We start from the raw sequence: 21,873 nt of genomic DNA on the forward strand, positions 1-21,873 counted from the left end.
TCGTTAATTATCCTTACCCGCGGTCCAAGCATGCTTAAACACTATATCCACAAGATTATCAGTTTGGGAAAAATTGAGAAAACCCCATGCCTACAGCAATGGGAAGATTTAATTAAACGATTGATTAATAAGTCTCTCTTTTCGTAAACCTTATTAAAAACCCGCATTAAACTCCAATCTAGAAATCTCTCTTCTAATGAATCCCTAATAGCAAAGACTACCACAGACAGAAATAGCGGGGAAACCAGAAACATTGTCCGCCACCGGGTATATGACCGACAAAAATGATGGAGAAATAAGAAGAAGTGTCCATCAACCGGTCTATGATGGACAGAAATAGAGAAGCGATCGAGTAAATTGTCCGTTAACAGAGTTATGAGTGACAGATATGGCGAAGGTAATCGAAAAAACTGTCCAAAATCAAAAGCCGTTACAAAGCCCCTAAAAAAGTACTGCTCAACAGTAACGTTTAAGGAAAAACTTGCTAAAATAATATAGAGATTGTAGAATAAAACTAATTATTATTGAACGGAGGTGAGGAGAGATGATCAAGACTGTTTTTGTACGCGGATTTTGGAATGAATTCCTTTATTTTTGTCGTGCAAAATTTGCTGTTGCAGCTGCCAACGGGATACGTATGCCCTTTTTTAACAGCTCAATATCAAAAACAAACGGTACGATCATCTCTTTTCCCGCTTAGGAATAAGTTTCAGTGAATTGAGAGGGCACACTAGTCCTCTCTTTGTATTCATGGAATCCGAAGCCAGGTGCAGAGCTATCTGCCCCTGGCTTTTTTGCGTTTTATTAGCAAGCCGGGGTTCAGGAGAAAAGGGGGATCAATTTAGGAGGAAAACATTATGATAACATGCAGTGTTAACCATATAAGCAAAATGTACGGCGGAAATCTGATTTTTGAGGATATGTCGTTTGAAATAAATGAGAAAGATCGAGTTGGCCTGGTTGGACCAAATGGATGCGGCAAGACGACATTGCTGCGGCTTGTTGCAGGCATGGAAGAACCGGACAATGGGCAGATTCACTGGAAGAAAGGCCTGAAGATTGGCTATCTGGCCCAGATACCACAATATCAGGAAAGCATGACTGCGAGAGATGTTCTGGCGACAGCTTTTGATGACTTACTGGATGTTCAGAGCCAGATGAAAAAGATGGAAATGGATATGGCAGCGGCATGCGAGGATTCGCTTAAGCTTGAAAGGCTGCTGAAAAAATACGGAGTGCTACAAGAGAGGTTTGCGCTTGGCGGCGGTTATGAAATGGAAGCGAATGTTAACCGGGTCGCCAATGGATTGAGGATTACAAACTTGCTCGATTCTCATTTCAATAGTCTGAGCGGCGGAGAGAAAACAAAGGTTGGCCTGGGACTGAGCCTGTTGCGGAATCCAGAGCTGCTGCTTCTCGACGAGCCGACCAACCATCTCGATATCATGGCTGCCGAATGGCTGGCAGAGTTTCTGAACGACTATGATGGGACCGTCATCATCATTTCCCATGACCGTTACTTTCTTGATGAAACGGCAACGAAAATCCTAGATATGGAAGACGGAGAAATTGACCTATACCATACAAATTACTCCGGGTTCGTGAAGGAAAAAGAAGCTAAATTGCTGCGTGAATTCCAGGCGTATGAAGAGCAGCAGCGAAAAATCAAGAAAATGAAGGAAGCAATTAAAAGGCTGAGAGACTGGGCAAACAGGTCGAATCCTCCAAGTTCAGCGCTCCATAAACGGGCAACGAATATGGAAAGGGCGCTTGCCAGGATTGAAAAGCTCGAAAGGCCGATTTTAAACAGAAAGAAAATGAATTTTGAACTTGATACAGCTGCCCGCAGCGGAAAAGATGTTCTGGTTTTCAAGGAAGTAAAGAAGTCATTCGGTACCCGAGAACTTTTTGAAGGTGTAAATCTGCAGCTTAAATATCAGGATCGGGCTGCAATCGTTGGCGAGAATGGCTCTGGAAAAACAACTCTTCTGAAATTCATCAGAAGTGAAATTTCACCGGATCATGGAGAAATGCGGATTGGCAGCAATGTAAAGATTGGCTATCTCTCCCAGCATATGGAGCTGTCGAGCGATGATGGATCTGTACTCGAAGCATTCAGGAGTGAAGTCGTCATGAACGAGGGGGAAGCGAGGAATGTGCTTGCAGGATTCTTGTTCTATGGCGCGGCTGTTTTCAAAAAGGTCTCCCAGCTTAGCGGAGGAGAACGGATGAGGCTGCGGCTCGCACAATTGATGCACCAGGACATCAACTTCCTTATCCTGGATGAACCGACAAATCATTTGGATATCGACTCAAGAGAAGTGCTGGAAGAGGCGCTCGAAGGATTCGAAGGAACATTGCTTGCCGTTTCCCATGACCGTTACTTCCTAAATAAACTTTTTAACAAGATATACTGGCTTGAAAATGGTGAGCTGACTGAAATAACGGGTAACTACGATCGGGCGAGGATCAAGATGGAAGAAAAACGGAAGGAGCTGGAGGATACGCACCCAGAGGTTATACATCCAGCAAAAACTCCGTTTATTAGGGAAAAGTCTATCATGAAATCTCCGGCTGCTCCAAACGAAAATGAACTCCTCGAAAAGATAGAAGCGCAGGAAGCAGCCATCGCTTCAATTGAAGACCAAATGGCCATTGTCTCAGATTTAGCTGTACTGCAGGAGCTTCACACCAAAAAAGAAGAACTGGAAAACAGATGCAATCTGCTTTATGAAAAGCTGGAGGAAATTTCATAAAGACATATCAAGAACTGCTGGGAGCCAGCAGTTCTTTTTTAACTGGAAAATAACGAGTGGAATTTCCAATTCGCTATAAAAATCACATAAACTTGATATAAAAAGAAAAACTGCGATAAAATCAGGTCCTCGCTTATAAAAACTGTAAACTTTGCTGTAATATCCACTATCTGCCCAGGGTATCTTAACCAATTTGCACTTTCTTTAATATTGTCCGGACTTGTCTCATATGTTTAAAGGAGTAAATGAGACAGGATTGGGAGAGAAGCTATGAATACTTTTTTGAAAGGGATGTCCATCCTCGTAATTGCTACTTTTCTTGCTGAAATAGTGGAGTTCCTCGTTAATATGATTCTTGCGCGCGAGCTTGGGGAAAGCGGGATGGGGCATTATATGACCATTTTGCCGACGATTTTCCTGATCATGATGCTGGCTAGTTTTGAACTGCCAGTGTCAATATCAAAGATGATTGCTGAGAAGGATGAGGTGTACCACCGGAGCATGATCAGGCACGCCATCAGGCTGGCGCTGGTGTTCACAACCGTTCTGCTGATCGCGGCTGCCATAGTGATTCCAATCATACCGGTTTTCACTGAATACCATCCGCTGCTGAAATGGGTGGTGCTGTCGCTCATCCCGGTGATGACGATTACGGCCATTGCCAGGGGATTTTTCATGGGAAAGCAGGAGATGGGAAGAATCGCTGTTTCTCATTTCCTGCGCAGGGCAGTTCAGTTAATCCTGTTATCTGCCCTTTTCCAGTATTTCGAATTCGGCAGTGATACGGCACTTCTTGTAGCCTTTTGTACGCTTGCTGGAAGCGAATTGGTTGTATTCCTATATTTATTGCATCATTTTATCATGTCCTATCAAAAAATCAGGAGGGTTCCAGGAAATCCTGTAAGCGGAAGGGAGGTGCGAAAGAGTCTCGTTGAAGTTTCCGTCCCGACGACGGGCCTGAGGATTTTTCACTCGCTGACCCATGCCGTACAGCCGTTTTTGATTAAATATGCCATCGTAAGCACAGGACTTTCTGCAGATATGGCGACTGAACAATTTGGGATGATGGCGGGGATTGCGATGACAATTGGTTTTTTTCCGGCATTCATTGCGCATTCATTCCTGATTATCCTTATTCCAACTGTATCAAAGGCTTATGCGGAAAAAGATTTCCGAAAGCTGCAAAAATTGCTTCAGCACGTGATGCTGCTGACTTTACTGTATGGCTTACCGTCTGTCACCGCATTTTATTTTCTGGCTGAGCCATTGACGATGACATTTTTTCACTCTCAACAAGCCGCTGTTTACTTGCAGCTGTTGGCTCCATACTTCCTGTTCCACTACTTCACCATTCCGATGCAGGCCTATTTAATCGGTCTTGGTCTGGTAAAGGACACTTTTATCCATTCTGTATACGCTACCGCTGTCACTTTTGCACTGATTTACCTGCTTGGCTCAAGGCCGGAATGGGGAATGGAGGGGGTTATCATAGGCATGAATGCTGGAAGTATGGTTATCTTGCTTCTCCATTACCTGACGATTTGCAAGAAAATTGGCATCACCTGGCTGGCCAGGAGCACAATCACCGATTCCAGAACTTGAAAGGAATTTAGACCTTTTTTGAAGAATTAATTAAGTAAACAATTTTTTCAGGAGTGATGGTGTGGAAAAAGTATTGCGAGGGCACCATCTCCTCTGTGTTCATGGTTTCAGGGGGATGGGTTACAGTCCGGAGTTTGTGAAGAAAATGGAGAGTATCGTGAATGATATTCGCGATCCGGAAAAGGATTTTTACATAAAGGTGGTTGCAGCCTTCGATGACGCCTGCATGTCATGTCCGCACCGCGGGCTAGAGATTTGCGAGGCAAGCGAGGGTTCGAATGAACATGTATTGTCAATGGACGGGAAAGTCATCCGTCACTTAGGTCTCGTACCTAATAAACATTATCTAAAGTCAGAGCTGGTAAATTGGACTGCAGAAAAGGTTGAACCTGCTGACCTTGATGAGCTTTGTAAAAACTGTTCCTGGCTGCAATATGGAGTGTGCAAGGAAGGGATTGCGGAACTGCGCGATAAGAAGAGTGCTAGCGTCCAGGGTTAAAGTCTGCAGCGCAATCTTTTTTACTAAAGATGCCTGACTCATGGTAGAACCTAAAACCAGCGGGTCAGGCATCTTCAAATTTTTCTTCAATTTTAGGGTTATTGCCATACAAAATTAATTTGTCACCCGGCTCTAATTTTGTATTATATGCTTTGTTCCTTATATTGATTTCGCCTCGTTTAATGAATAGGAGCATGATATCATCGTCTGCATCCACTATTTCATCGAAGGTCATATCAGCATATTGAGAGTCCTCTTTGATGGCAATTTCCCGGACCTCATCATCTTCGTCCATTAAAAGGACATCGCTGATTGGCAAATCAGCAAGCTCATAGTTTTCTTTCATTTCACTTTTCAATTTCCCTGTCATCAGGGCTTGCACTTTGGGCGCTCTCAAAATAAACACTAGAACTAATAATCCGCCAGCAGCATAGGCGATTTCCATGGTATAAAAAGTATCTTCTAAAAGTTTGCTTATGGCCGAAATAATAACGGCAAGTGAGAAGGCTCCAAAAAGAATCAAAAAAGCTCCCAATTTTCTTCTGACAGGATGATCAATGATCAATTCCGATTCACCCGTTGTAAAACCAGTGCCGGTTAACATGGAGATCACCTGGAATCGGGCTACAGTTCTGTCTAATCCAGTTGCTATAAAGATAGATGTATTAATCTCAATCACGGTAAAAACTATGAACAAGTATATGAAAATGAAAAGAATACCCATTTCCTCCTCTCCCCTCGTACTATCTAGTATAGATTGCCGAGGTGTGAATTAAACAAAAATAGACCGGGGAACTTGTTCCCCGGACATTTTTTATCGCTGTTCTTGAAGATTCTCATTGTAATAGTTGACTCCGTACATAGCGCCTTCGCTGACCATTTTGTTGTCCTCAACATCCATTGGGTCAGGGTTGCCTGCTTTTTGTACAGGGAGCACATCCGTTTTGGGTGGCATGATTTTTTCTTTTACCTGTGTGGCCATCTCTGTCAATTTCGTTTTATTTTCCGGTTTCATCGCCATCCACAGTGCTGCAGCTCCAACACCTAGCATGACAGCATTTTTGGCTTTTGTTTGCATATTGTATCCCTCCTAAATTATTTTCACCTATGCTGTTGTCTATACTGTTTTTACCCGCTCTATTAAAAACAGAAACATTTTTAAAATGGAAAGCCTTCCAAGAATTAGCGATTTCGTTTCAAGCTCGCACAAAAAGGGAAGAGTAATAGTTGATTAACAAATGAAAGGTCTGAGACCATTGAAATATACATTTAATGAAAAAAGATGGGTGTGGTATGACTTCGATAAAGGGGAAGAGGAGAAGGCAAGGGAATTGATTTCAAAAGATATTTTTTCTGGAGAATGGCTGGAAAATATTAAAGATAAGGAAGGGAATCTTCTCGGAATCAACACAGAGACAAGGGGCGAGGAATACATTTGGGGCTCATTAATCTATCAGCAGGATATTGAGGATAAGTCTGAAAAAAATATCTTCCATTTTTATATCGGAAAAGACTTCTTTATAACGGTTGATTTCGATTTTTCCATTCTTAAAGCAAATCCGGTTAGAGTCCATAAACAGATGGACCAGGCTGAAAATGCGGTTGAAGGCTTTTTTATCCTTTTGGGACAAATTCTATCGAGCTACTTACAGAAGATTGATGGCTATGAGGAGCGCCTTCATAAGTTGTTATGGGAAATGAAGGAGCAGAACAATTTAGGAATCCTGGAAAGAATTTATGAGAACCGACACGAACTACTTGTTTGGATCAATCTTGTCATCCCAATTATAGAGCTTAAACTGGCAGCGGAGGAAGCATATGGAAAAGAAATCCATGAAAAACCGGAATTTAACCGGGTTGAAACCCGGGTTCAGCGTGTCCGTATGCTGCTGGATGAATACCAGCAGGCAATCGATACGATGATCAATCTGGAAGAAGTAGTTTCAACCCATCGGGGAAATGAAATCATGAAAACATTGACGGTCCTGACGACTCTATTTACACCTGTGACCGCCTTAGGAGCGATCTGGGGGATGAACTTCAAGCTCATGCCAGAGCTGGAATGGAAGTTTGGCTATTTTTTTGCTGGAGTATTAATCGTAGTCTCGACAGCAGGGCTCTATTATTATCTGAAGAGAAAAGGCTGGATGGGGGATATCCTCAAGGTGAATAAGAAGAACAGGTTTTTTGGCTAGGACCATTGTAGAGCTTGCAATCCATGCGATAAACAAACTGGGAATGAAAAAATCGCCCGAGGGCGATTTTTTTTATTCAGCCAATTTAACCAGCATATGGGCAAGAGAATGCTGCTGTTCTTTATTACCCACCTTCCAAAGCTCCTGCAATAGCTGCTCCTCTTTATTACGCGGTGCAACGTTCTCGGCTAGATAATCAGCTACCTTTTCTGCCGTCTTTGCCAGCTGCTCTTCATCTAAACCAGCTTTTTTGCCCAGATTGATTCGTTTGCTTAAATAAGTCCTGAACTCATTGAAATCACCAAGGATCTCATCCGCTTTCTGGGAATCCATCCGTTCAAGCGTCTCATCCACCTTGCTAGTATCTACTTCTCCATCTTTATGAATCATATGATCTTTTTCCATGTAAAAAACCTCCTTCAATAAGATATTTATTAAATACCCTGTAGCTGGAATCTAGTAAACCTCTGGCAGCACATCCAGGTTGGAGCCTAAAAGTTATCTTTAACGCACCAGCAGGCGAATTTCCCTTGCTTAGAATGGACGAAAATAGCTTCATTAAAAAAGGTGCGGGCCGCCTGGCCTGCACCTTTTTTAAGTCCGACATACGGACGATGGGAGGAGAATTAAATTTTGCTATTCAATTGCCCATCTGGGGTAAATCGATATTAAATATATCGATTTAAGACCAGCGTGCCTTGAGACAGCAGCGCGAATCTTCCTCCGCTTGCATAGCCAATGACGTATTCCGAAGTCGCCGTAAAGTCTTTCAACTTAACCAGTCCCTTCCTTACTAGTATTGGCATTGCTCCAATCCTGCGGACTACTTAGAGGAGTGTTTTGCTGAAACTATGCAAGAAATACATTGTGATCAATCGATTTTAAGTCCATCGATTTAAGACCAGCGTTCCTTGAGACAGTAACGCAAATCTTCCTCCATTTGCTAAGCCAATGACATATTCCGAAGTCGCCGTAAAGTATTGCACTTTAACCAGTCCCTTCTAAGTTTTGTATTGGCCTTGCACTATATATATACCCGAAGAAAAACTCAGAAAACTTAATAAACTTAATAAAAATCTGGTGATTAATCCAAATAATGGTACAAGCAAAAAGACAGCCGCTCTGGACTGCCTTTTAATCATTATTAGTCATTGCTTGATAGGATCCCGAAGAAGCGCAGGATATATAGGAAAAGATTGATGAAATCCAGATACAGATTAAGCGCCATAAGCGGTACTTCTTCCGGACTCACTCCATAATGCTTCATCCTATTGAAATCGAATAAAACATACCCACTGAAGACTAGGATCCCAATGAAGGAATAAGCCATCATTCCAGTGCTGCTAAGCGGCCAAATCAAGTTAAAGATAGCTACAGCAATCAATGCCAGCAAAGCGGCCATCAGCATTCCGCCAAGGAAGCTCAGGTCACGTTTTGTTTTTGACGCATAAATCGCAAGACCGGTGAAAACAACTGTAGTTGCCCCGAGCGCATTAATGACGACATTCGCCCCGGAAACTGCGATGTAATGGGCAATGACAGGATACATCGTCATTCCGGAGATGAACGTAAACGCATATAGAAATGCATATGAAATAGCTTTCTTTTTCCTTAAAAAGAACACTCCGATCAACATCACGAGCTCAATGATAACGAGCGGGAGGAACAGCGCTGGCGGAACGAACACTCCGGACATTGTGCCGATAAATGCAATTGCCAGTGAAAACGCGAAGGTTCTCATTACCGATGGCATCATCGAGTTATCAGTATAAGTGTACATCTAATATGTCACCTCATAAATTTTATTTGATTATGTATACGGATGACAGGCAGCACAGGTTTCAAAAATTCTTTTTATAATTCCTTTTTTTCTCTTAAAAGATCACGGATTTCTTTTAATAGTTCTTCTTTTGCATCAGGCACCAATGTTGCAGGCTTGGCCTCTTCTTTTTTTCGGTAACGGGTTATGATTTTCACAAAGATGAAAATGGCGAATGCAGTGATGAAAAAATCAATAATCGTCTGGAGAAAAGCCCCATATTTAATCGCTTTGTATGAGAGCTCGGAAAAATCCTTGCCAATAGCCAAAAGTCCCACCACCGGCATTATAATATCATCCACAAGTGAAGAGACGATTTTCCCGAACGCCGCGCCGATGATGACCCCGATGGCAAGATCCAGTACATTCCCTTTAAAAGCGAATTTCTTGAATTCATTCCACATATTATATGTACCCCCTAAAATTATATCTCTTCTATTTTGCGAGAATGGGAGGCAAAATGCAATAGGGCCAGGTCCCTTTACAAGAGACTGGCCCAGTAGAATCTATTAACTTAATTATAGCTATGCTAACCCTGCTTACTGAATCAATCTCATTTTCAGGGCTTTGACTGCAGCATCTGTACGATTCTTGGCGTCGAGTTTATGGATGATGGCTGAAATATAGTCACGTACCGTATAGGAACTAAGATGAAGTGTATCGGCTGCTTCATTGATGGACGCGCCTTCGGCAATGAGTTTCAGGACTTCCCGTTCACGTATGGTCAGGAGGGCATGCTGGACGCCAAACAGCTGGACGGCATCCTCATAATATTGGTTCAGTAATTCGCCTCCATATTGCCCGAACTTAATGAGAGCCGTCAGAGTCTGATTGTTAACGGTGAATGATTTGTTTTCCCCTCGGTCAAGGATGGCCAGGCCAATCAGTTTATTCTCAGCAGGTACATAAATCGGCAGGACGACCAGGGATTTCAAACTGTAATCACGGACATACTTGGCCGGCAGAATATCTGCTGCATCCTCAATGAAAATCGGCTTGGAATGGCTGAAATGTTTTAAGTATTTTCTCAGCAGCGGAAATTCAGCGATGCTTTCCTTAATATGCTGGACCGAACCTGTATTGACATTATGCGCATGGACTCCAACACCGCTGTGTTCGCCTGGTGAGTAGATGAAAAGCGCACAACGGGAAAAAGGAAGATAATCAACTAGTCCCTGGGTGATCATTTTTACAGCCTCGGAAGCGCTCTGTGATTGAATCAGCCGCTGCTGGAATAGGAGCGTCGCGTCCTTCCACTCAAGCTCGCTTTCCAGGTGGTTGAGCTTCATCTGTTTCAGATACATTTTTCTCAGTGTCTCTATTTGCTCAACTGTGACGGTATCCGTGCTGTCCTTTATACAAATCATCAGAGTTTCAGTCAGACAGGGAATCGTTATGATTTGAGACAGTTCCTGGCCTGGTGTCAGTAATCTGCTAAGAGCCGTCGACAAGTCCTCCAGTTCATTGGCCTGGAGTCCCTCACACATGGTGATAAGCTGCTCATTTGCTGGCAGGGTTTCAGCACCGACAACTTTGCTAACTTTATAGAGGGATTTTTCATTTCGGATGACCGCAAGCCAATTGCTTGGCACAGTCCGAAGGTTTACTAGTGTCTTCAGCCATTTGTCATCCTGGTATTCCAGCAGTTGTGTGCGAAGGACCTTATCAATAATTCTCGTAAAAAAGACCTGGACTGCTTGATGGTCAAGAAATCCAGCATTCCTTCTCTTTAGCACTTTATGAAATGAGTTTTCCACGGCACTGATCAGAAAGATGGCTTCAAAATCATCAACAAATTCAGGATGATGTTTTTGCCATTTAAGAACCAGTAACTGGATGAAATCGTTTGAAGAAACGAAAGTGGTTTTTGAAAGATTAGTGAAGCCAAAAACAATCATGCTTTCAAACTCTGAAATAAGGTTATTTTCCCAACCCCTCAAATCCTTCTTTAAGCTAGTCCATTCTTTAAGAAAAGGTTTCTCGTATTCTTTTAAAAGAAATAAACCTCTAATGGCTAATTCCTCAATCTTATGTTCCATCAGGCAACCTCACTCTCAAAATCTGGTAAGATAATGTTCGTTTAAAAATTCAGATTTTTGTCCGTCGGTTTCTAATACCCGACATTTAACGGGGTTAACACAATGTTAACGATTTTTTTCGCGGTTGTAGGCACGATTTTTTGGGGATATAGTATGGGCAAGAATTAATTTTGAATTTTAAAAATATTTATGCGGGGGTGGCTTCCTTGAACGGAGCTGTTGTAATGGAAAGCAAAACGAATAAGAAGGTTTTTTGGGGTGCTCTGGCAGCTGGACTTCTTGCGCTGGGAATCTTGCTGATGTCCTTCGGAGTGTCGGGTGTCGCTTATGCAGTCCCGATTGCGGGAGTAGGAGACTTTTATGTTGAGTTCGATAAGCTTGAAGGAGAGGGCTATAAGTTTTATCCAAAGCTTGGGGAAACGAGCAGTTCAGATGCTGCACCACAGGGTACTAATATCATTGAAAAATTGACAATCGACAATCTTCAATTATACAAGGATTTCCAGGTAGGCGGGGAATGGATCCGCGTAAAAATTCAGGCTTCAAAACCTGTACAAATTTCTGGTCTGCAGCATGATGCCGGTTTGATCGAGGCGAACGCCAAGTTCCAAAACCTTGCGCTTGCCGAAAACAACAGCACAGACTGGACAAAGCAGTTCCAGCAGACATCGAGCACCATCATCCTTGAAAATGCTAAGTTAAAAACTCATTACTTATTCCAGGAAACCATCAATATGGCCGGCATGAAATTGACAGTGGAAAAAATCGATAAGAAATAATCGAGGTGATATGCAATGGTTTTTAAAAAATGGAGGCATACTCGGCCTTTTTTCGGGGCGATTTTAACAGTCTTGAGCGGGCTGATGATTTTATGGGTACCGTTGAACTTGTATCTCAGTACTTTTCTGCCAGGATCGGTAGCAGTCATCGGCTTGCTGTTTGGCGGCCTGATCACGCTGATGGGGCTGATGGCTTTCTTTTTGCCAGGTGCCTCTAAAGCACTCGGAATTATTGTGATTTTTTTATCCATTCTATCTGTCATCGGAGCTTTAGGAGGTTTTCTGTTCGGAACGATATTCGGCATTATCGGCGGGGCATTGTTGACAGCATGGCGGGTGTTGCCGGCGGAAGAATCAGCAGGATCACCTGAATCGAACGTCACTTCGCAGCCAGCTAAAACGGGGTAAAGGGGAGAAAAAATGAAAATTGTAAAACAACGATTAATTTTAATAGGAATGTGCATTCAACTGGCTGCATTATCCTTTCTCCCTTATATCGAAAAAGTGAATGCTTCCACCAGCGATGTCGAGGGATTCATCATTCAAGCTGACAGAGTGGTCGGTGAAAATATGAAGGCAATGGTTGTCGCTGGCGAAACGTCCGGTTCAAGCGCCAGGCCAATGCTGCGGATCACCTATGATTCTGCGAAGATTTATGGAATGAAACTGACAAAGCAGTTTAAGTCGCCTGGAGGAACCGTGAGCATCACGATGAAAGCTAACGGACCAGTCCATATAAAAGGGATGCAGGTTGACGCCAGCGCAATTTCATTTATGGGAGCATGTGTCCACGCGGCAAAAATCATTCCGAATGCGGCTCTTGAAGGAGTGACCATGGTCGCCCATTCAATGAACGCAGCAAACAGCAGTCTCGACCAGCTTCAGCTGCAAACAGTCAGCGGCAATGGGGGAGTCAAGAAGCCAGGGACCTTAAAAATCTTACAGGACCTTGGATCGATGCCCTTAGAGCAGATGAAGAAAGAAATTGCGAAAATTACCTCCGGCCAGCTTCCGCTAACATGCGAAGGAGCTGGGGATGAGCCGATGGAGGATCAAGTTGAAGATACGGTAGGCTCAATTACCGAACCAGCTGACGACCTGCTAGAAGACGTTACAGACCCGTTAGATGGTACAATCGAAAAAGTGACTGATCCACTGGATGATACGGTTGGAAAAGTGAAGGACCCGCTCAATGACACAATCGGAAAAGTGACGGACCCGCTCAAAGAGGTGACGGATCCACTGAAGGACACAGTTGATAAAATAACTGACCCGGTAAAGGATACGGCCGACAAGGTGGTTACACCCGTGGAAGAGACAATCGGAAAAGTGACAGATCCTGTAAGAGAGGTAGTCAAAGACACGACTGACACAGCAAAGAAAGTGACAGCGCCAGTCACAGAGCCGGTGAAAAAAACCGTTGACGTCACTGCCAAAACTGCGTGTGAAAAGGTTAAGGCTGCGAATGGCGAGATCACCAAAGAACTGGCTCTTGAATTGATCGACAAGGCACTGTCGGAGAAAAAAATGCTGGATGAACTCTGCCCTTCAGATGCGACATTCACAGAACAACTTGAAAGCTGGACAGAAGGCCTGCTCGATTCACTCGGCCTGCTGAATCTGCTAGGGTTAAAGCCAAACGAGGAAGATCAGCTGAAAAAGATGAGAGAGGCGATTTTAAAAGAGCCAGACGGATCAATCATCAATTTTGACTAACAGAAAAGGCAGAGGAAAATTCCTCTGCCTTTTAGTATTTTATTGCGAAAGATTTATAGGATTCAATGTTTTTGATTTCATTCACTTCAATGTGATCAACCGTTGAAAAAGGATTGCCTCTTCGTACCTCATCGATGAATTTTTCAAGTTCGGCTTTAGGGCCAGAAGCAAGAATCTCAACCCCGCCTTCCTGAAGATTCCTAACCCATCCCGTAATCCCAAATTGAATAGCCTTCATCTGTGTATAGTAACGGTATCCCACACCCTGAACCTCTCCTGACACAATAATTTGTAATTGAATCAAGACGTCGCCCCCAGATAAACAATTAGGTTAACAATATATCTAATATTATATGTAAAGATTCCTTGGTAACTTCATTATAGCATACAGAAATGGGGCGCATAAGGGAAAAGGAAGTTTATTCTTGCTGACTGCTGGTAATTACACGCTAAATGGGCAGGTGTTCCTGAAAGCAGGATTAGGAAGAGCGCGTATTCAGACAAGTTTAAGGAGAAGTGATTAGAAGCTGTCCAAAGTAGGACGATGTTTGCACAGGTTTGAGGGGATAGGTGGAAAAGCTGTCAGAAGTTGAACCAAGTTCGGATTAGAGTAAAAGCTGTCAGATTCAGATGGGGCCTCGGACAGCTTTTAGAGGCAGGAACATGCTCAGAGAATTCCCCAGAAAATACCCCGCGTCTAACCATCAAAAAAACAGCCGAACGAAATATCCGGCTGTTTCCTCTCATATATAGAATCTTACAGAGCCCAGTCCCCATTGCGGAATACTGGTTCAGCTGTTCCGTCTGCTGTGATTCCGTCGATGTCCATTTTATCGGAACCGATCATGAAGTCGACGTGAGTAATACTTTCGTTCAGGCCGTTTTCAGCCAGCTCTTCGGATGACATTGTTTTGCCGCCTTCCACGCAGAATGCATATGCGCTTCCGATTGCGAAATGGTTCGAAGCATTCTCGTCAAACAATGTGTTGAAGAACAGCACATTTGATTGAGAAATCGGTGAATTGAAAGGAACCAGTGCAACCTCGCCAAGATAGTGCGAGCCTTCGTCTGTCGCCACCAGCTGCTTAAGGATTTCTTCGCCTTCTTTTGCTTCGACACCGACGATTTTTCCATTTTCAAAAGTAAGTTTGAAGTTGTCAATGATGTTTCCGCCGTAGCTAAGCGGCTTTGTGCTTGATACATAGCCGTTTACGCCAGTTTTCAAAGGTACAGAGAAAACTTCTTCAGTAGGCATGTTGGCCATGAACTCGTTCCCTTGCTCGTTAACACTGCCTGCGCCAACCCAGATATGTTTTTCCGGAAGCTCAACAGTCAGGTCTGTGCCAGGTGCTTTATAGTGAAGCTTTTTGTAGCGTTTGCTGTTCAGGTAGTCAACCTTTTCATGCAGGGAAGCGTCATGCTCTTTCCATGCAGCAACAGGATCCTGGGTATCAACGCGGACTGCCTTGAAAATTGCGTCCCAAAGCTTTTGAACAGCTGTTTCAGCTGTTTCCTCAGGGAAAACCATTTTCGCCCAGCCTTCAGAAGGAGCAGCAACAACCGTCCAGCTGACTTTATCGGATTGTATGTATTTGCGGTATTTTGAAAGTGCTGTTCCGGCTGCTTTCTGGAAGTTTGCAATACGCTCAGACTTAACCCCTTTTAATAGGTCAGGGCTTGATGACACAATTGACATGAAGGCAGCTCCATTCTCAGCAAGCTCCTCCATTTCACGAGCACGCCATTCAGGATACTCAGTGAATGCCTCATCAGGTGCAAGGTCGTATTTCGTCCTGTTTACAACATCATCATTCCAGTTCACCACGACGTTCTTGGCGCCTGCTTCATATGCTTTTTTCGCAACAAGACGAACAAACTCTGCTGAGTCGATTGTCGTATTGATGACAAGCGTCTGGTCTTTCTGAATGTTAACACCAACCTTGACAGCAAGGTCCGCATATTTCTCTAAATTCTTTTGGAATTCACTCATTTATTTCGCCCCTTTTCTGAATCTTCTTTTATATTGTACCGATTTCATGGAAAAAAAGAAACTTAATACATTCGACTATAGGAGACAATGGTGTCTGGGATCCCTTCATGAAACAGAGTCGCTGTGCAACATAGCAAAAATCCATGCAACATTGATAATGTTGCATGGATTATAGAATGCCGGGAGTTTTAATAGCGAGACATATCGACCACTTTTTGCGATACATAAGCTGTAATTATATATCAGCGGAAAATTAAAAATATCGACCACATCTTCTAATATATCAGCGGAAAAACATATATATCGGTCAACTAGCCATTCATTCCCTAAATTCCAGCTTCCTTTCTATTCTCATACATCCTGAACATCACCCAGAACAACACCGCACTCAAAACAGCGAGGATGCTCAAGATCGTGAAGGTCCAGCTATAGCCGATCCACACGGTTAGCGGAATGCTGATTGGTGCGATTGTACGGCCTAGTGTATAGCGCAATGAGGCTGCTGCGAAATACTGACCGCGCATCTTCTCTGGTGCAAGGTTGGAAATGAAGGTTTGCTGCAAGCCTGCTGTCATCAGTTCAGCCAGTGTAAAGACTGCCATGGCCAGAATTAATCCCCAAATCCAGTTCGTTGCACCGAACATCAGGATTGCGACTGCATAAGTTAAGGACGACAATACAAAGACATTCAGTTCGCGGAATCGTGTGACCCATTTCGTTACAGCAACAGTGAACAGGGCGACCAGCAATCCGTTCTCGGAAAGAATCAATCCAAAAGCCTGCTCTCCATTGACGGTGAAGACTTTGCTGCCAAGCTCTAGAACGGTTTGATTTTGTACCATATCTTTTGTATAAACAGGGAATAACAAATCCAGCTGCATGAAAGTTTGCGCTGCCAGAATCCCGGCGATGATGAACATGAGAAAAACTTTATCCTGAATGATGACCTTATAATCGGCAATCTGTTCTTTCAGGAAGTCATACCATTTTCCATTTTCAGCGCGTGCCTGCTTTGCCGAAGCAGGGACGGTTTCACGGGTCCATTTTGAGAGGACAAGCGCTAGCAGGATAGAGATAATCGCAACTGCAATCATCAATTCAAACCGATATTTCACATAAAAAATCGCACCTAATATTGGGCCGACAACGACTGCAATATTGATCTGTGTATAAAAAATCGCGAATACACTGCTGCGGTCTTTTTCCGGGACGACGTCTGCAACCATCGCCTGGCTGGCCGGCCAGTAAATCGAGCCGAACACTCCGACCAGGGCGAAGCAGATAAATCCAAGCATCGGTGATGTGTACCATGGAGAAACCGCGTAGGCAAAAACAAGGAAAGCAATGCCTTGCCCGAATGCTGATATAACCATCATCCGCTTGCGGCCGAACCTGTCTGCTGTATAGCCTCCGAGCAGATTGGCGAATACCGAGAACACCTGGGAAAAGATGAGCAGGAATCCTGCCTTGTCCTTTCCAAAGCTTTCGGCAAAATAGATCGTTAAAAACGGGAAAAACATCCAAAATGTTATATTCATTAATGCTTCGCCAAACAGGCGAATTTTCAGGTTCCGGTCCCAATCCCTTATCCTCATGATGCTTCTCCTTTGTTTCCTTTAAGTATTAACTTATATATGGATAGTGCCCAGCATCAGCACCTTACCAGTTCTTGATTCTGAATGATCTTCCGCAGTTTGCGAAACGAGCAGCTCGAGCCTTATCAGTCCTGTACTGAAGTTAAAAAGCAACTTCATACGCAGGCAATCCAACTCTTTTCATAGCTAAAAAAGTGCATTTTCTCTATTCGATTTAAATGACAACCAACGAATATCATACTACTCCTAAGGAATTTTTTACAAGGTAAATCCTTCTACAAGTTTTTTCAAAAAAACAGCACCTCCATAAATGAGGTGCTGTTTAAGTCTATTATTCTTTATCCTCAAGTGCTGCTTTCAGTAAGTCACCGAGGCTGGTGCCAAAATTCTCCTGGGATGGCGCATATTTTTCCTTGAGTTTACGTTCCTCACGCTTGGAAACGCCTTTTTTCTTTTTGTCCTCAGCCTTTTCGACAACATTGCAGCGTCGGCATTGGAAGTAGGCGCCTGCTTTGCCGTCGTGTATTTCCATCCGCTTGTGGCATTGCGGGCAGCGTCGGTGTGACAGCTTAGGGTCTTTATGCTTGCGGAAGCTGCATTCAGGACTAGAGCAGACAAGGATGCGTCCTTCTTTTGTCTTGCGTTCCTTCATGAACTCCCCGCACTCAGGGCACTTGGAACCTGTAAGGTTATGGGCACGGTATGTTTTGTCACTCTTCTTGATTTCAGATACCAGAAGGGAGGTCTGTTCACGAATCCTTTTTTTGAATGCCTTTGCATCGCCTTTGCCGCGGGCAATTTCCTCTAGTTCTTTTTCCCATTTTGCGGTCAGCTCCGGGGAAGTCAGTTCATCGTTCACAAGGTCGATGAGCTGCTTGCCTTTTTTCGTAGAAAAGAGACGGCCATTCTGGCGTTCGACGACCTCCGACGAAATCAGGCGTTCGATGATTTCTGCCCTTGTTGCCGGAGTACCCAGGCCGAATTTCTCCATTTTTGAAAGGATATCCGATTCAGACATGCGCAGCGGTGGCTCGGTCATCTTTTTGTTCATTGTTACCTGGCCTACAGAGTAGCTTTTGCCTTTTTCTAGATGGCCAAGAGATTGAGTGCTCGAATCATCCTCATCTTTTCCAAGAACCTTTTTAAAGCCGAGTTCAAGGATGTTCGTTTCGCGAGCGGACAATGTTTCGCCCTCGACCTCGAAGCTTGCATGGACAACTTCATATTGATAGGCCGGGTAAAATAAAGCAAGGAACCTTCGGACAATTAAGTCATAGAGCTTTCGTTCATCAGGTGACAAATCAGCGAGATGAAGCCGTTCCTCTGTCGGGATGATGGCATGGTGGTCAGTGACTTTTTCATTATTGAACACACGGCGTGCCTGGACCTTGCCCTTGTTTGCAAGTGCCGGCCTCGCTTCATCCCTGTAGCCGGACATGATTCCCTGAAGCCGGTCCGCCATCGTCGCTTCCATATCAGTCGTCAAATAGCGTGAGTCTGTCCGCGGATAGGTGACAAGCTTGTGCTGTTCATACAAGCCCTGAAGCACATTGGATGTTTTCTTTGCCGAGAAGCCGAAGCGTTTATTGGCGTCACGCTGCAATTCTGTAAGATCATACGGCATCGGCTGCGGATCAGACTTCTGCTTGCGGTCAAGTGATTTCAGGATTGCTTTTTTATTGGAAAGCTTCTGTTTGATCTGTTCTGCTTTTTCCTTGGAAAAAATTCGTTTTTCGCCTTTATGCTCCCATTCTGCATTCAGGGAGCCAACCTTTGCCTGGATGGTCCAGTAATCCTTAGGGACGAATTTGTTAATTTCATCCTCACGCTCGAGTATCATGGCCAAAGTCGGTGTCTGAACCCGGCCGGCAGATAATGGATCCTTATATTTGGTTGTCAAAGCCCTGGAGACATTCAAGCCAATCAGCCAGTCAGCCTCAGCTCTGCATACAGCTGATTCGTAAAGATCTTCAAACTGCTTGCCAGGCTTCAGATTTTTGAACCCATCTTTGATGGCCCGGTCGGTCTGGGAAGAAATCCACAAGCGTTTGATTGGCTTCCGCCAGTTGATGCGTTGAAGAATCCATCTGGCGACAAGTTCCCCTTCACGCCCGGCGTCAGTAGCGATGATGAATTCGCTGACATCCTTGCGTTCGGCGAGATGCTCAATCGCCTTAAATTGATGGCTCGTCTGCTTGATGACCTTCAGCCCCATTTTATCAGGGATGATTGGGAGCTCCTCAAGTTTCCAAACCTTATACTTAGGATCATAGTTCTCCGGCATCTTTAGTTCGATCAAGTGGCCAAGTGCCCAGGTCACGATATATTGATTTCCTTCAAAATAGCTTTTATTTGTTTTATTACAGCCAAGCACACGCGCAAGCTCACGGGCAACACTTGGTTTTTCTGCAAGGACTAATGATTTCATAATTGCTCCTTTCAAAAAACAACAGTTTACATATGCTTTACTTAGTATAATAGAAAAAACCGAATTTTTGTAATGGGGGAGAGTATGAGCGATTATATTAAAGAAATCCGCGCCTTGATTAGCAGCCGTCCGTTCATCCTGGCTGGGTCTGCTGTCCTTGTTTTTAATAAGGAATATGAAGTGCTGCTGCAGCTTCGGACTGATACTGGCAGTTGGGGGATTCCAGGCGGTGCGATGGAACCTGGCGAGAGTTTTGAAGAGACAGCCCGCAGAGAATTATATGAGGAAACGGGACTGCATCTGAATACATTGAAGTTTTTGGATGTGATCGCTGGTGAGGAATACTACTTTCAATATCCGAACGGCGACGAAATCTATAACGCGATTGCATTGTACGCTTGCACCGATTGGGAAGGCGTGCTGCAAATACTCGACGGCGAAAGCAAGGAGCTGCGCTTTTTTGCATTGGACAATCTCCCTGCTCTTCAAGGCAGGCCTGAGTTGATCTTAAGCAAAATAAATGATTATGGAATCCTGCCTGTCATCAGGGAAATTGAGCTGTTTGATGTGCTGGCAGCGGCCGAAATCCTCGATCTACAGAGAAAGTCATACAGAATAGAAGCAGATTTGATTGGAACGGATGAAATCCCTCCTTTAAAGGAAACATTCGAGCAGCTGCAAAATTGCGGTGAAACCTTCCTTGGCTATTATCTTGATGGCCGTCTTGCTGGTGCGGTTTCTTTTAAAATAGACAGGGAAGTGATGGATATTCATCGTATGATGGTTGATCCAGACTTTTTCCGCAGAGGAATTGCCAGGAAGCTGATTGCATATTTGGAACATCAAAACTTCTCCGAAATGATTGTCTCAACCGGTGCTGCAAATACACCAGCGATAAAGCTCTATGAGAAACTTGGCTTCGTGAGGCAAAATAACTCAGCAGTAGGTGGCGGGCTGGTGATCGCCAATTTTAAAAAGCGGCGAAATTGATGGCTTCATGCAAAAGGACCGGGCAGCATGCCAGGTCCTTTAAGCATTATTCCTTTATTTTGACTGCCGTTCCTGTGGCGATGCACATCATCATACCTTCGCGCAGTGTCTCGAAGTCAAGGTCAACACCGATTATGGCATTGGCGCCCATCCGGCGCGCTTTGTCCTCCATTTCGCGAATCGCGATTTCACGCCCTTCCGCTAGCTTATTTTCATAAGCAGAACTCCTGCCCCCGATTACATCGGTGACGCTTGCCAAAAAGTCACGCACCACATTTGCCCCCATAATCGCTTCTCCAGAGACAATCCCCAAATATGAGTCCACTTCTTTGCCTTGCAATGCCGATGTAGTTGTAACAATCATGTTTATTCCTCCTCAATTTTCAAGTGAAGCGTGTAAAATACTGTGTATGAGTACATATACGAAGACCGGTGGAAAAAGTTTCAAAAAAAAGAACCCGGCCAGAATAGCTGGGTCCGGGAATGAATATTAAACGTCTTCTTCCTCAATCCGGTTTTTAAATGCTTCCTGTACGACCAGGAATTCCTCGTCTTCCTGTGCTTCGGTTTCAGGCCGTTTTGCTTTTAGCGCACCTGATGGCAAGTCTCCGGGATGGCCTTTTTTCTTATGGTTAAAATCTTTTCCTCTGCTCATTCATGAACCCTCCTTTCCTGTCAAAAGTAGTTTTTCCTGATGGAACCTGAAATATAAAAAATGAACAGCATATGATTATATAGATACAAATTTTAAGAAAGGAGGGCGCTGTTATGGATGAAAAACTTTATGCTGAAGATTTAGTGGAGTGCCCGACTGTTTTTTGTGCAAACCGAGACGATCAGGCTCCGTTATTTACGGCAGATGCCTTGATAAATGGGGATATCAAAAAGATTAATCTGGAGGATTATCGGGGAAAGTGGGTGATTTTATTTTTCTACCCAAGCAATTTCACTTTCGTTTGACCTACAGAACTGGCGGCGGTCGCCGCTATTTACCCTTATATTAAGGCTCTGGGTGCAGATTTGATGTCGATTAGCACGGACAGTGTATACAGCCACAGGGTGTTTAAACAAACATCGCCTTCCTTGAAAAATGTGACGTACCCAATGGTCAGTGACAGAACACAGGTCATCAGCCGGGCATACAGGGTTCTTGATGCTGCAAGTGGTGCTTGCTTCAGGACATCCGTGTTCATCGATCCGGAAGGGATCATCAGGGTAAAGCTTACTTATCCTGGTAATGTTGGCCGAAATCTCCCCGAACATCTGAGAATCCTCCAGGCCCTTGATTATGCAAAACAAACTGGTAAGAGTGTACCGGCAAACTGGGTACCCGGTCAGCCAGGTGTCAGTACGAATCCATCAAATATAGGGAATATTTAATTGCTGCAGGTCCTGATTACAGGGCCTATTTTTTGTCTGTGATACGCATCACAAAATCAAGAAAAAATGTCACAGAAAATCTACA

Annotated in this window: 24 protein-coding genes and 1 pseudogene; 11 read left to right on the plus strand and 14 right to left on the minus strand. The window is 44.0% G+C overall.

Features of this window, described 5'->3' with window-relative positions; translation table 11 throughout:
- Positions 1 to 544 precede the first annotated feature (544 nt).
- The 4 genes from B5X77_RS23915 (at position 545) to B5X77_RS04235 (ending at position 4,857) form a co-directional block, all read left to right on the plus strand.
- A complete protein-coding gene (locus tag B5X77_RS23915) occupies positions 545 to 700 on the plus strand; it encodes an RAxF-45 family protein (protein WP_306807285.1) in 156 nt (51 codons plus the stop codon).
- 157 nt (positions 701 to 857) lie between these two features.
- Entirely contained in the window at positions 858 to 2,756 is a 1,899-nt protein-coding gene (gene abc-f / locus B5X77_RS04225) for a ribosomal protection-like ABC-F family protein (protein WP_079505401.1), read from the plus strand.
- 270 nt (positions 2,757 to 3,026) lie between these two features.
- Complete coding sequence (locus tag B5X77_RS04230) at positions 3,027 to 4,358, plus strand: polysaccharide biosynthesis protein (protein WP_079505403.1); 1,332 nt, start codon at positions 3,027 to 3,029, stop codon at positions 4,356 to 4,358.
- 115 nt (positions 4,359 to 4,473) lie between these two features.
- Entirely contained in the window at positions 4,474 to 4,857 is a 384-nt protein-coding gene (locus B5X77_RS04235; RefSeq protein WP_373887799.1) for a DUF1284 domain-containing protein, read from the plus strand.
- 64 nt (positions 4,858 to 4,921) lie between these two features.
- On the opposite strand, the gene B5X77_RS04240 is transcribed toward B5X77_RS04235, so the two are convergent.
- Positions 4,922 to 5,581 (minus strand): TrkA C-terminal domain-containing protein, encoded by a 660-nt coding sequence (locus tag B5X77_RS04240; protein ID WP_079505407.1) that lies wholly within the window; start codon positions 5,579 to 5,581, stop codon positions 4,922 to 4,924.
- 90 nt (positions 5,582 to 5,671) lie between these two features.
- A complete protein-coding gene (locus B5X77_RS04245; RefSeq protein ID WP_079505409.1) occupies positions 5,672 to 5,935 on the minus strand; it encodes a hypothetical protein in 264 nt (87 codons plus the stop codon).
- A gap of 178 nt (positions 5,936 to 6,113) precedes the next feature.
- On the opposite strand from B5X77_RS04245, the gene B5X77_RS04250 reads away from it, so the two are divergent.
- Positions 6,114 to 7,052 (plus strand): magnesium transporter CorA family protein, encoded by a 939-nt coding sequence (locus B5X77_RS04250; protein WP_079505891.1) that lies wholly within the window; start codon positions 6,114 to 6,116, stop codon positions 7,050 to 7,052.
- A gap of 72 nt (positions 7,053 to 7,124) precedes the next feature.
- Here the strand turns inward: B5X77_RS04250 and B5X77_RS04255 are convergent, their stop codons facing one another.
- The 5 genes from B5X77_RS04255 to B5X77_RS04270 all read right to left on the minus strand — a co-directional run bounded on the left by B5X77_RS04255 (position 7,125) and on the right by B5X77_RS04270 (position 10,910).
- On the minus strand, positions 7,125 to 7,457 hold the full coding sequence (locus B5X77_RS04255; protein WP_079505411.1) for a DUF3243 domain-containing protein: 333 nt from the start codon (positions 7,455 to 7,457) through the stop codon (positions 7,125 to 7,127).
- Between the two features lie 263 nt (positions 7,458 to 7,720).
- Positions 7,721 to 7,858 carry a hypothetical protein gene (locus B5X77_RS23210; protein ID WP_176167229.1) on the minus strand — a complete coding sequence of 46 codons (138 nt, stop codon included), beginning with the start codon at positions 7,856 to 7,858 and terminating at the stop codon, positions 7,721 to 7,723.
- Between the two features lie 338 nt (positions 7,859 to 8,196).
- Positions 8,197 to 8,832 (minus strand): Bax inhibitor-1/YccA family protein, encoded by a 636-nt coding sequence (locus B5X77_RS04260; protein ID WP_079505413.1) that lies wholly within the window; start codon positions 8,830 to 8,832, stop codon positions 8,197 to 8,199.
- Between the two features lie 74 nt (positions 8,833 to 8,906).
- Positions 8,907 to 9,275, minus strand: a complete 369-nt coding sequence (gene mscL, locus B5X77_RS04265; protein WP_079505415.1) for a large-conductance mechanosensitive channel protein MscL — start codon at positions 9,273 to 9,275, stop codon at positions 8,907 to 8,909.
- 135 nt (positions 9,276 to 9,410) lie between these two features.
- Positions 9,411 to 10,910 (minus strand): LuxR C-terminal-related transcriptional regulator, encoded by a 1,500-nt coding sequence (locus tag B5X77_RS04270; protein ID WP_079505417.1) that lies wholly within the window; start codon positions 10,908 to 10,910, stop codon positions 9,411 to 9,413.
- 224 nt (positions 10,911 to 11,134) lie between these two features.
- On the opposite strand from B5X77_RS04270, the gene B5X77_RS04275 reads away from it, so the two are divergent.
- From B5X77_RS04275 to B5X77_RS04285, 3 genes are read left to right on the plus strand one after another with little or no spacing between them, the layout of a single operon-like run.
- Positions 11,135 to 11,689: a DUF6230 family protein gene (locus B5X77_RS04275; RefSeq protein WP_139378300.1), complete on the plus strand. Its 555-nt coding sequence runs from the start codon at positions 11,135 to 11,137 to the stop codon at positions 11,687 to 11,689.
- A 15-nt stretch (positions 11,690 to 11,704) separates the two neighbouring features.
- Positions 11,705 to 12,097: a DUF6114 domain-containing protein gene (locus B5X77_RS04280; RefSeq protein WP_079505421.1), complete on the plus strand. Its 393-nt coding sequence runs from the start codon at positions 11,705 to 11,707 to the stop codon at positions 12,095 to 12,097.
- 12 nt (positions 12,098 to 12,109) lie between these two features.
- Positions 12,110 to 13,405 carry a hypothetical protein gene (locus tag B5X77_RS04285; RefSeq protein ID WP_079505423.1) on the plus strand — a complete coding sequence of 432 codons (1,296 nt, stop codon included), beginning with the start codon at positions 12,110 to 12,112 and terminating at the stop codon, positions 13,403 to 13,405.
- Between the two features lie 31 nt (positions 13,406 to 13,436).
- Here the strand turns inward: B5X77_RS04285 and B5X77_RS04290 are convergent, their stop codons facing one another.
- The 5 genes from B5X77_RS04290 to B5X77_RS04305 form a co-directional block, all read right to left on the minus strand.
- Positions 13,437 to 13,709, minus strand: a complete 273-nt coding sequence (locus B5X77_RS04290) for an acylphosphatase (RefSeq protein ID WP_079505425.1) — start codon at positions 13,707 to 13,709, stop codon at positions 13,437 to 13,439.
- A 453-nt stretch (positions 13,710 to 14,162) separates the two neighbouring features.
- Complete coding sequence (locus B5X77_RS04295) at positions 14,163 to 15,395, minus strand: aminopeptidase (protein ID WP_079505427.1); 1,233 nt, start codon at positions 15,393 to 15,395, stop codon at positions 14,163 to 14,165.
- Between the two features lie 326 nt (positions 15,396 to 15,721).
- A complete protein-coding gene (locus B5X77_RS04300) occupies positions 15,722 to 16,990 on the minus strand; it encodes an MDR family MFS transporter (protein WP_079505429.1) in 1,269 nt (422 codons plus the stop codon).
- Between the two features lie 33 nt (positions 16,991 to 17,023).
- Positions 17,024 to 17,149, minus strand: coding sequence for a hypothetical protein (locus B5X77_RS23650; protein WP_257391718.1), 126 nt, complete (start codon positions 17,147 to 17,149; stop codon positions 17,024 to 17,026).
- A gap of 172 nt (positions 17,150 to 17,321) precedes the next feature.
- Complete coding sequence (locus B5X77_RS04305) at positions 17,322 to 19,418, minus strand: DNA topoisomerase III (RefSeq protein ID WP_079505431.1); 2,097 nt, start codon at positions 19,416 to 19,418, stop codon at positions 17,322 to 17,324.
- Positions 19,419 to 19,502: 84 nt separating this feature from the next.
- On the opposite strand from B5X77_RS04305, the pseudogene B5X77_RS23920 reads away from it, so the two are divergent.
- A pseudogene (locus tag B5X77_RS23920) lies at positions 19,503 to 19,934 on the plus strand (NUDIX hydrolase); the annotation flags it as partial.
- Positions 19,935 to 19,985: 51 nt separating this feature from the next.
- Positions 19,986 to 20,408, plus strand: coding sequence for a GNAT family N-acetyltransferase (locus B5X77_RS23925; RefSeq protein ID WP_306807290.1), 423 nt, complete (start codon positions 19,986 to 19,988; stop codon positions 20,406 to 20,408).
- Between the two features lie 46 nt (positions 20,409 to 20,454).
- On the opposite strand, the gene B5X77_RS04320 is transcribed toward B5X77_RS23925, so the two are convergent.
- Together B5X77_RS04320 and B5X77_RS23215 are read right to left on the minus strand one after the other, a co-directional pair.
- Complete coding sequence (locus tag B5X77_RS04320; RefSeq protein ID WP_079505433.1) at positions 20,455 to 20,772, minus strand: YbjQ family protein; 318 nt, start codon at positions 20,770 to 20,772, stop codon at positions 20,455 to 20,457.
- 126 nt (positions 20,773 to 20,898) lie between these two features.
- Positions 20,899 to 21,063, minus strand: a complete 165-nt coding sequence (locus B5X77_RS23215; RefSeq protein WP_176167230.1) for a hypothetical protein — start codon at positions 21,061 to 21,063, stop codon at positions 20,899 to 20,901.
- A 113-nt stretch (positions 21,064 to 21,176) separates the two neighbouring features.
- Here B5X77_RS23215 and B5X77_RS04330 point away from each other — a divergent pair, with 113 nt between their 5' ends.
- Positions 21,177 to 21,788 carry a peroxiredoxin gene (locus tag B5X77_RS04330; RefSeq protein ID WP_257391720.1) on the plus strand — a complete coding sequence of 204 codons (612 nt, stop codon included), beginning with the start codon at positions 21,177 to 21,179 and terminating at the stop codon, positions 21,786 to 21,788.
- The last annotated feature ends 85 nt before the right edge of the window (positions 21,789 to 21,873 follow it).

The sequence above is a fragment of the Mesobacillus jeotgali genome (genome assembly GCF_900166585.1).
GTDB lineage: Bacteria > Bacillota > Bacilli > Bacillales > Cytobacillaceae > Mesobacillus > Mesobacillus jeotgali_A.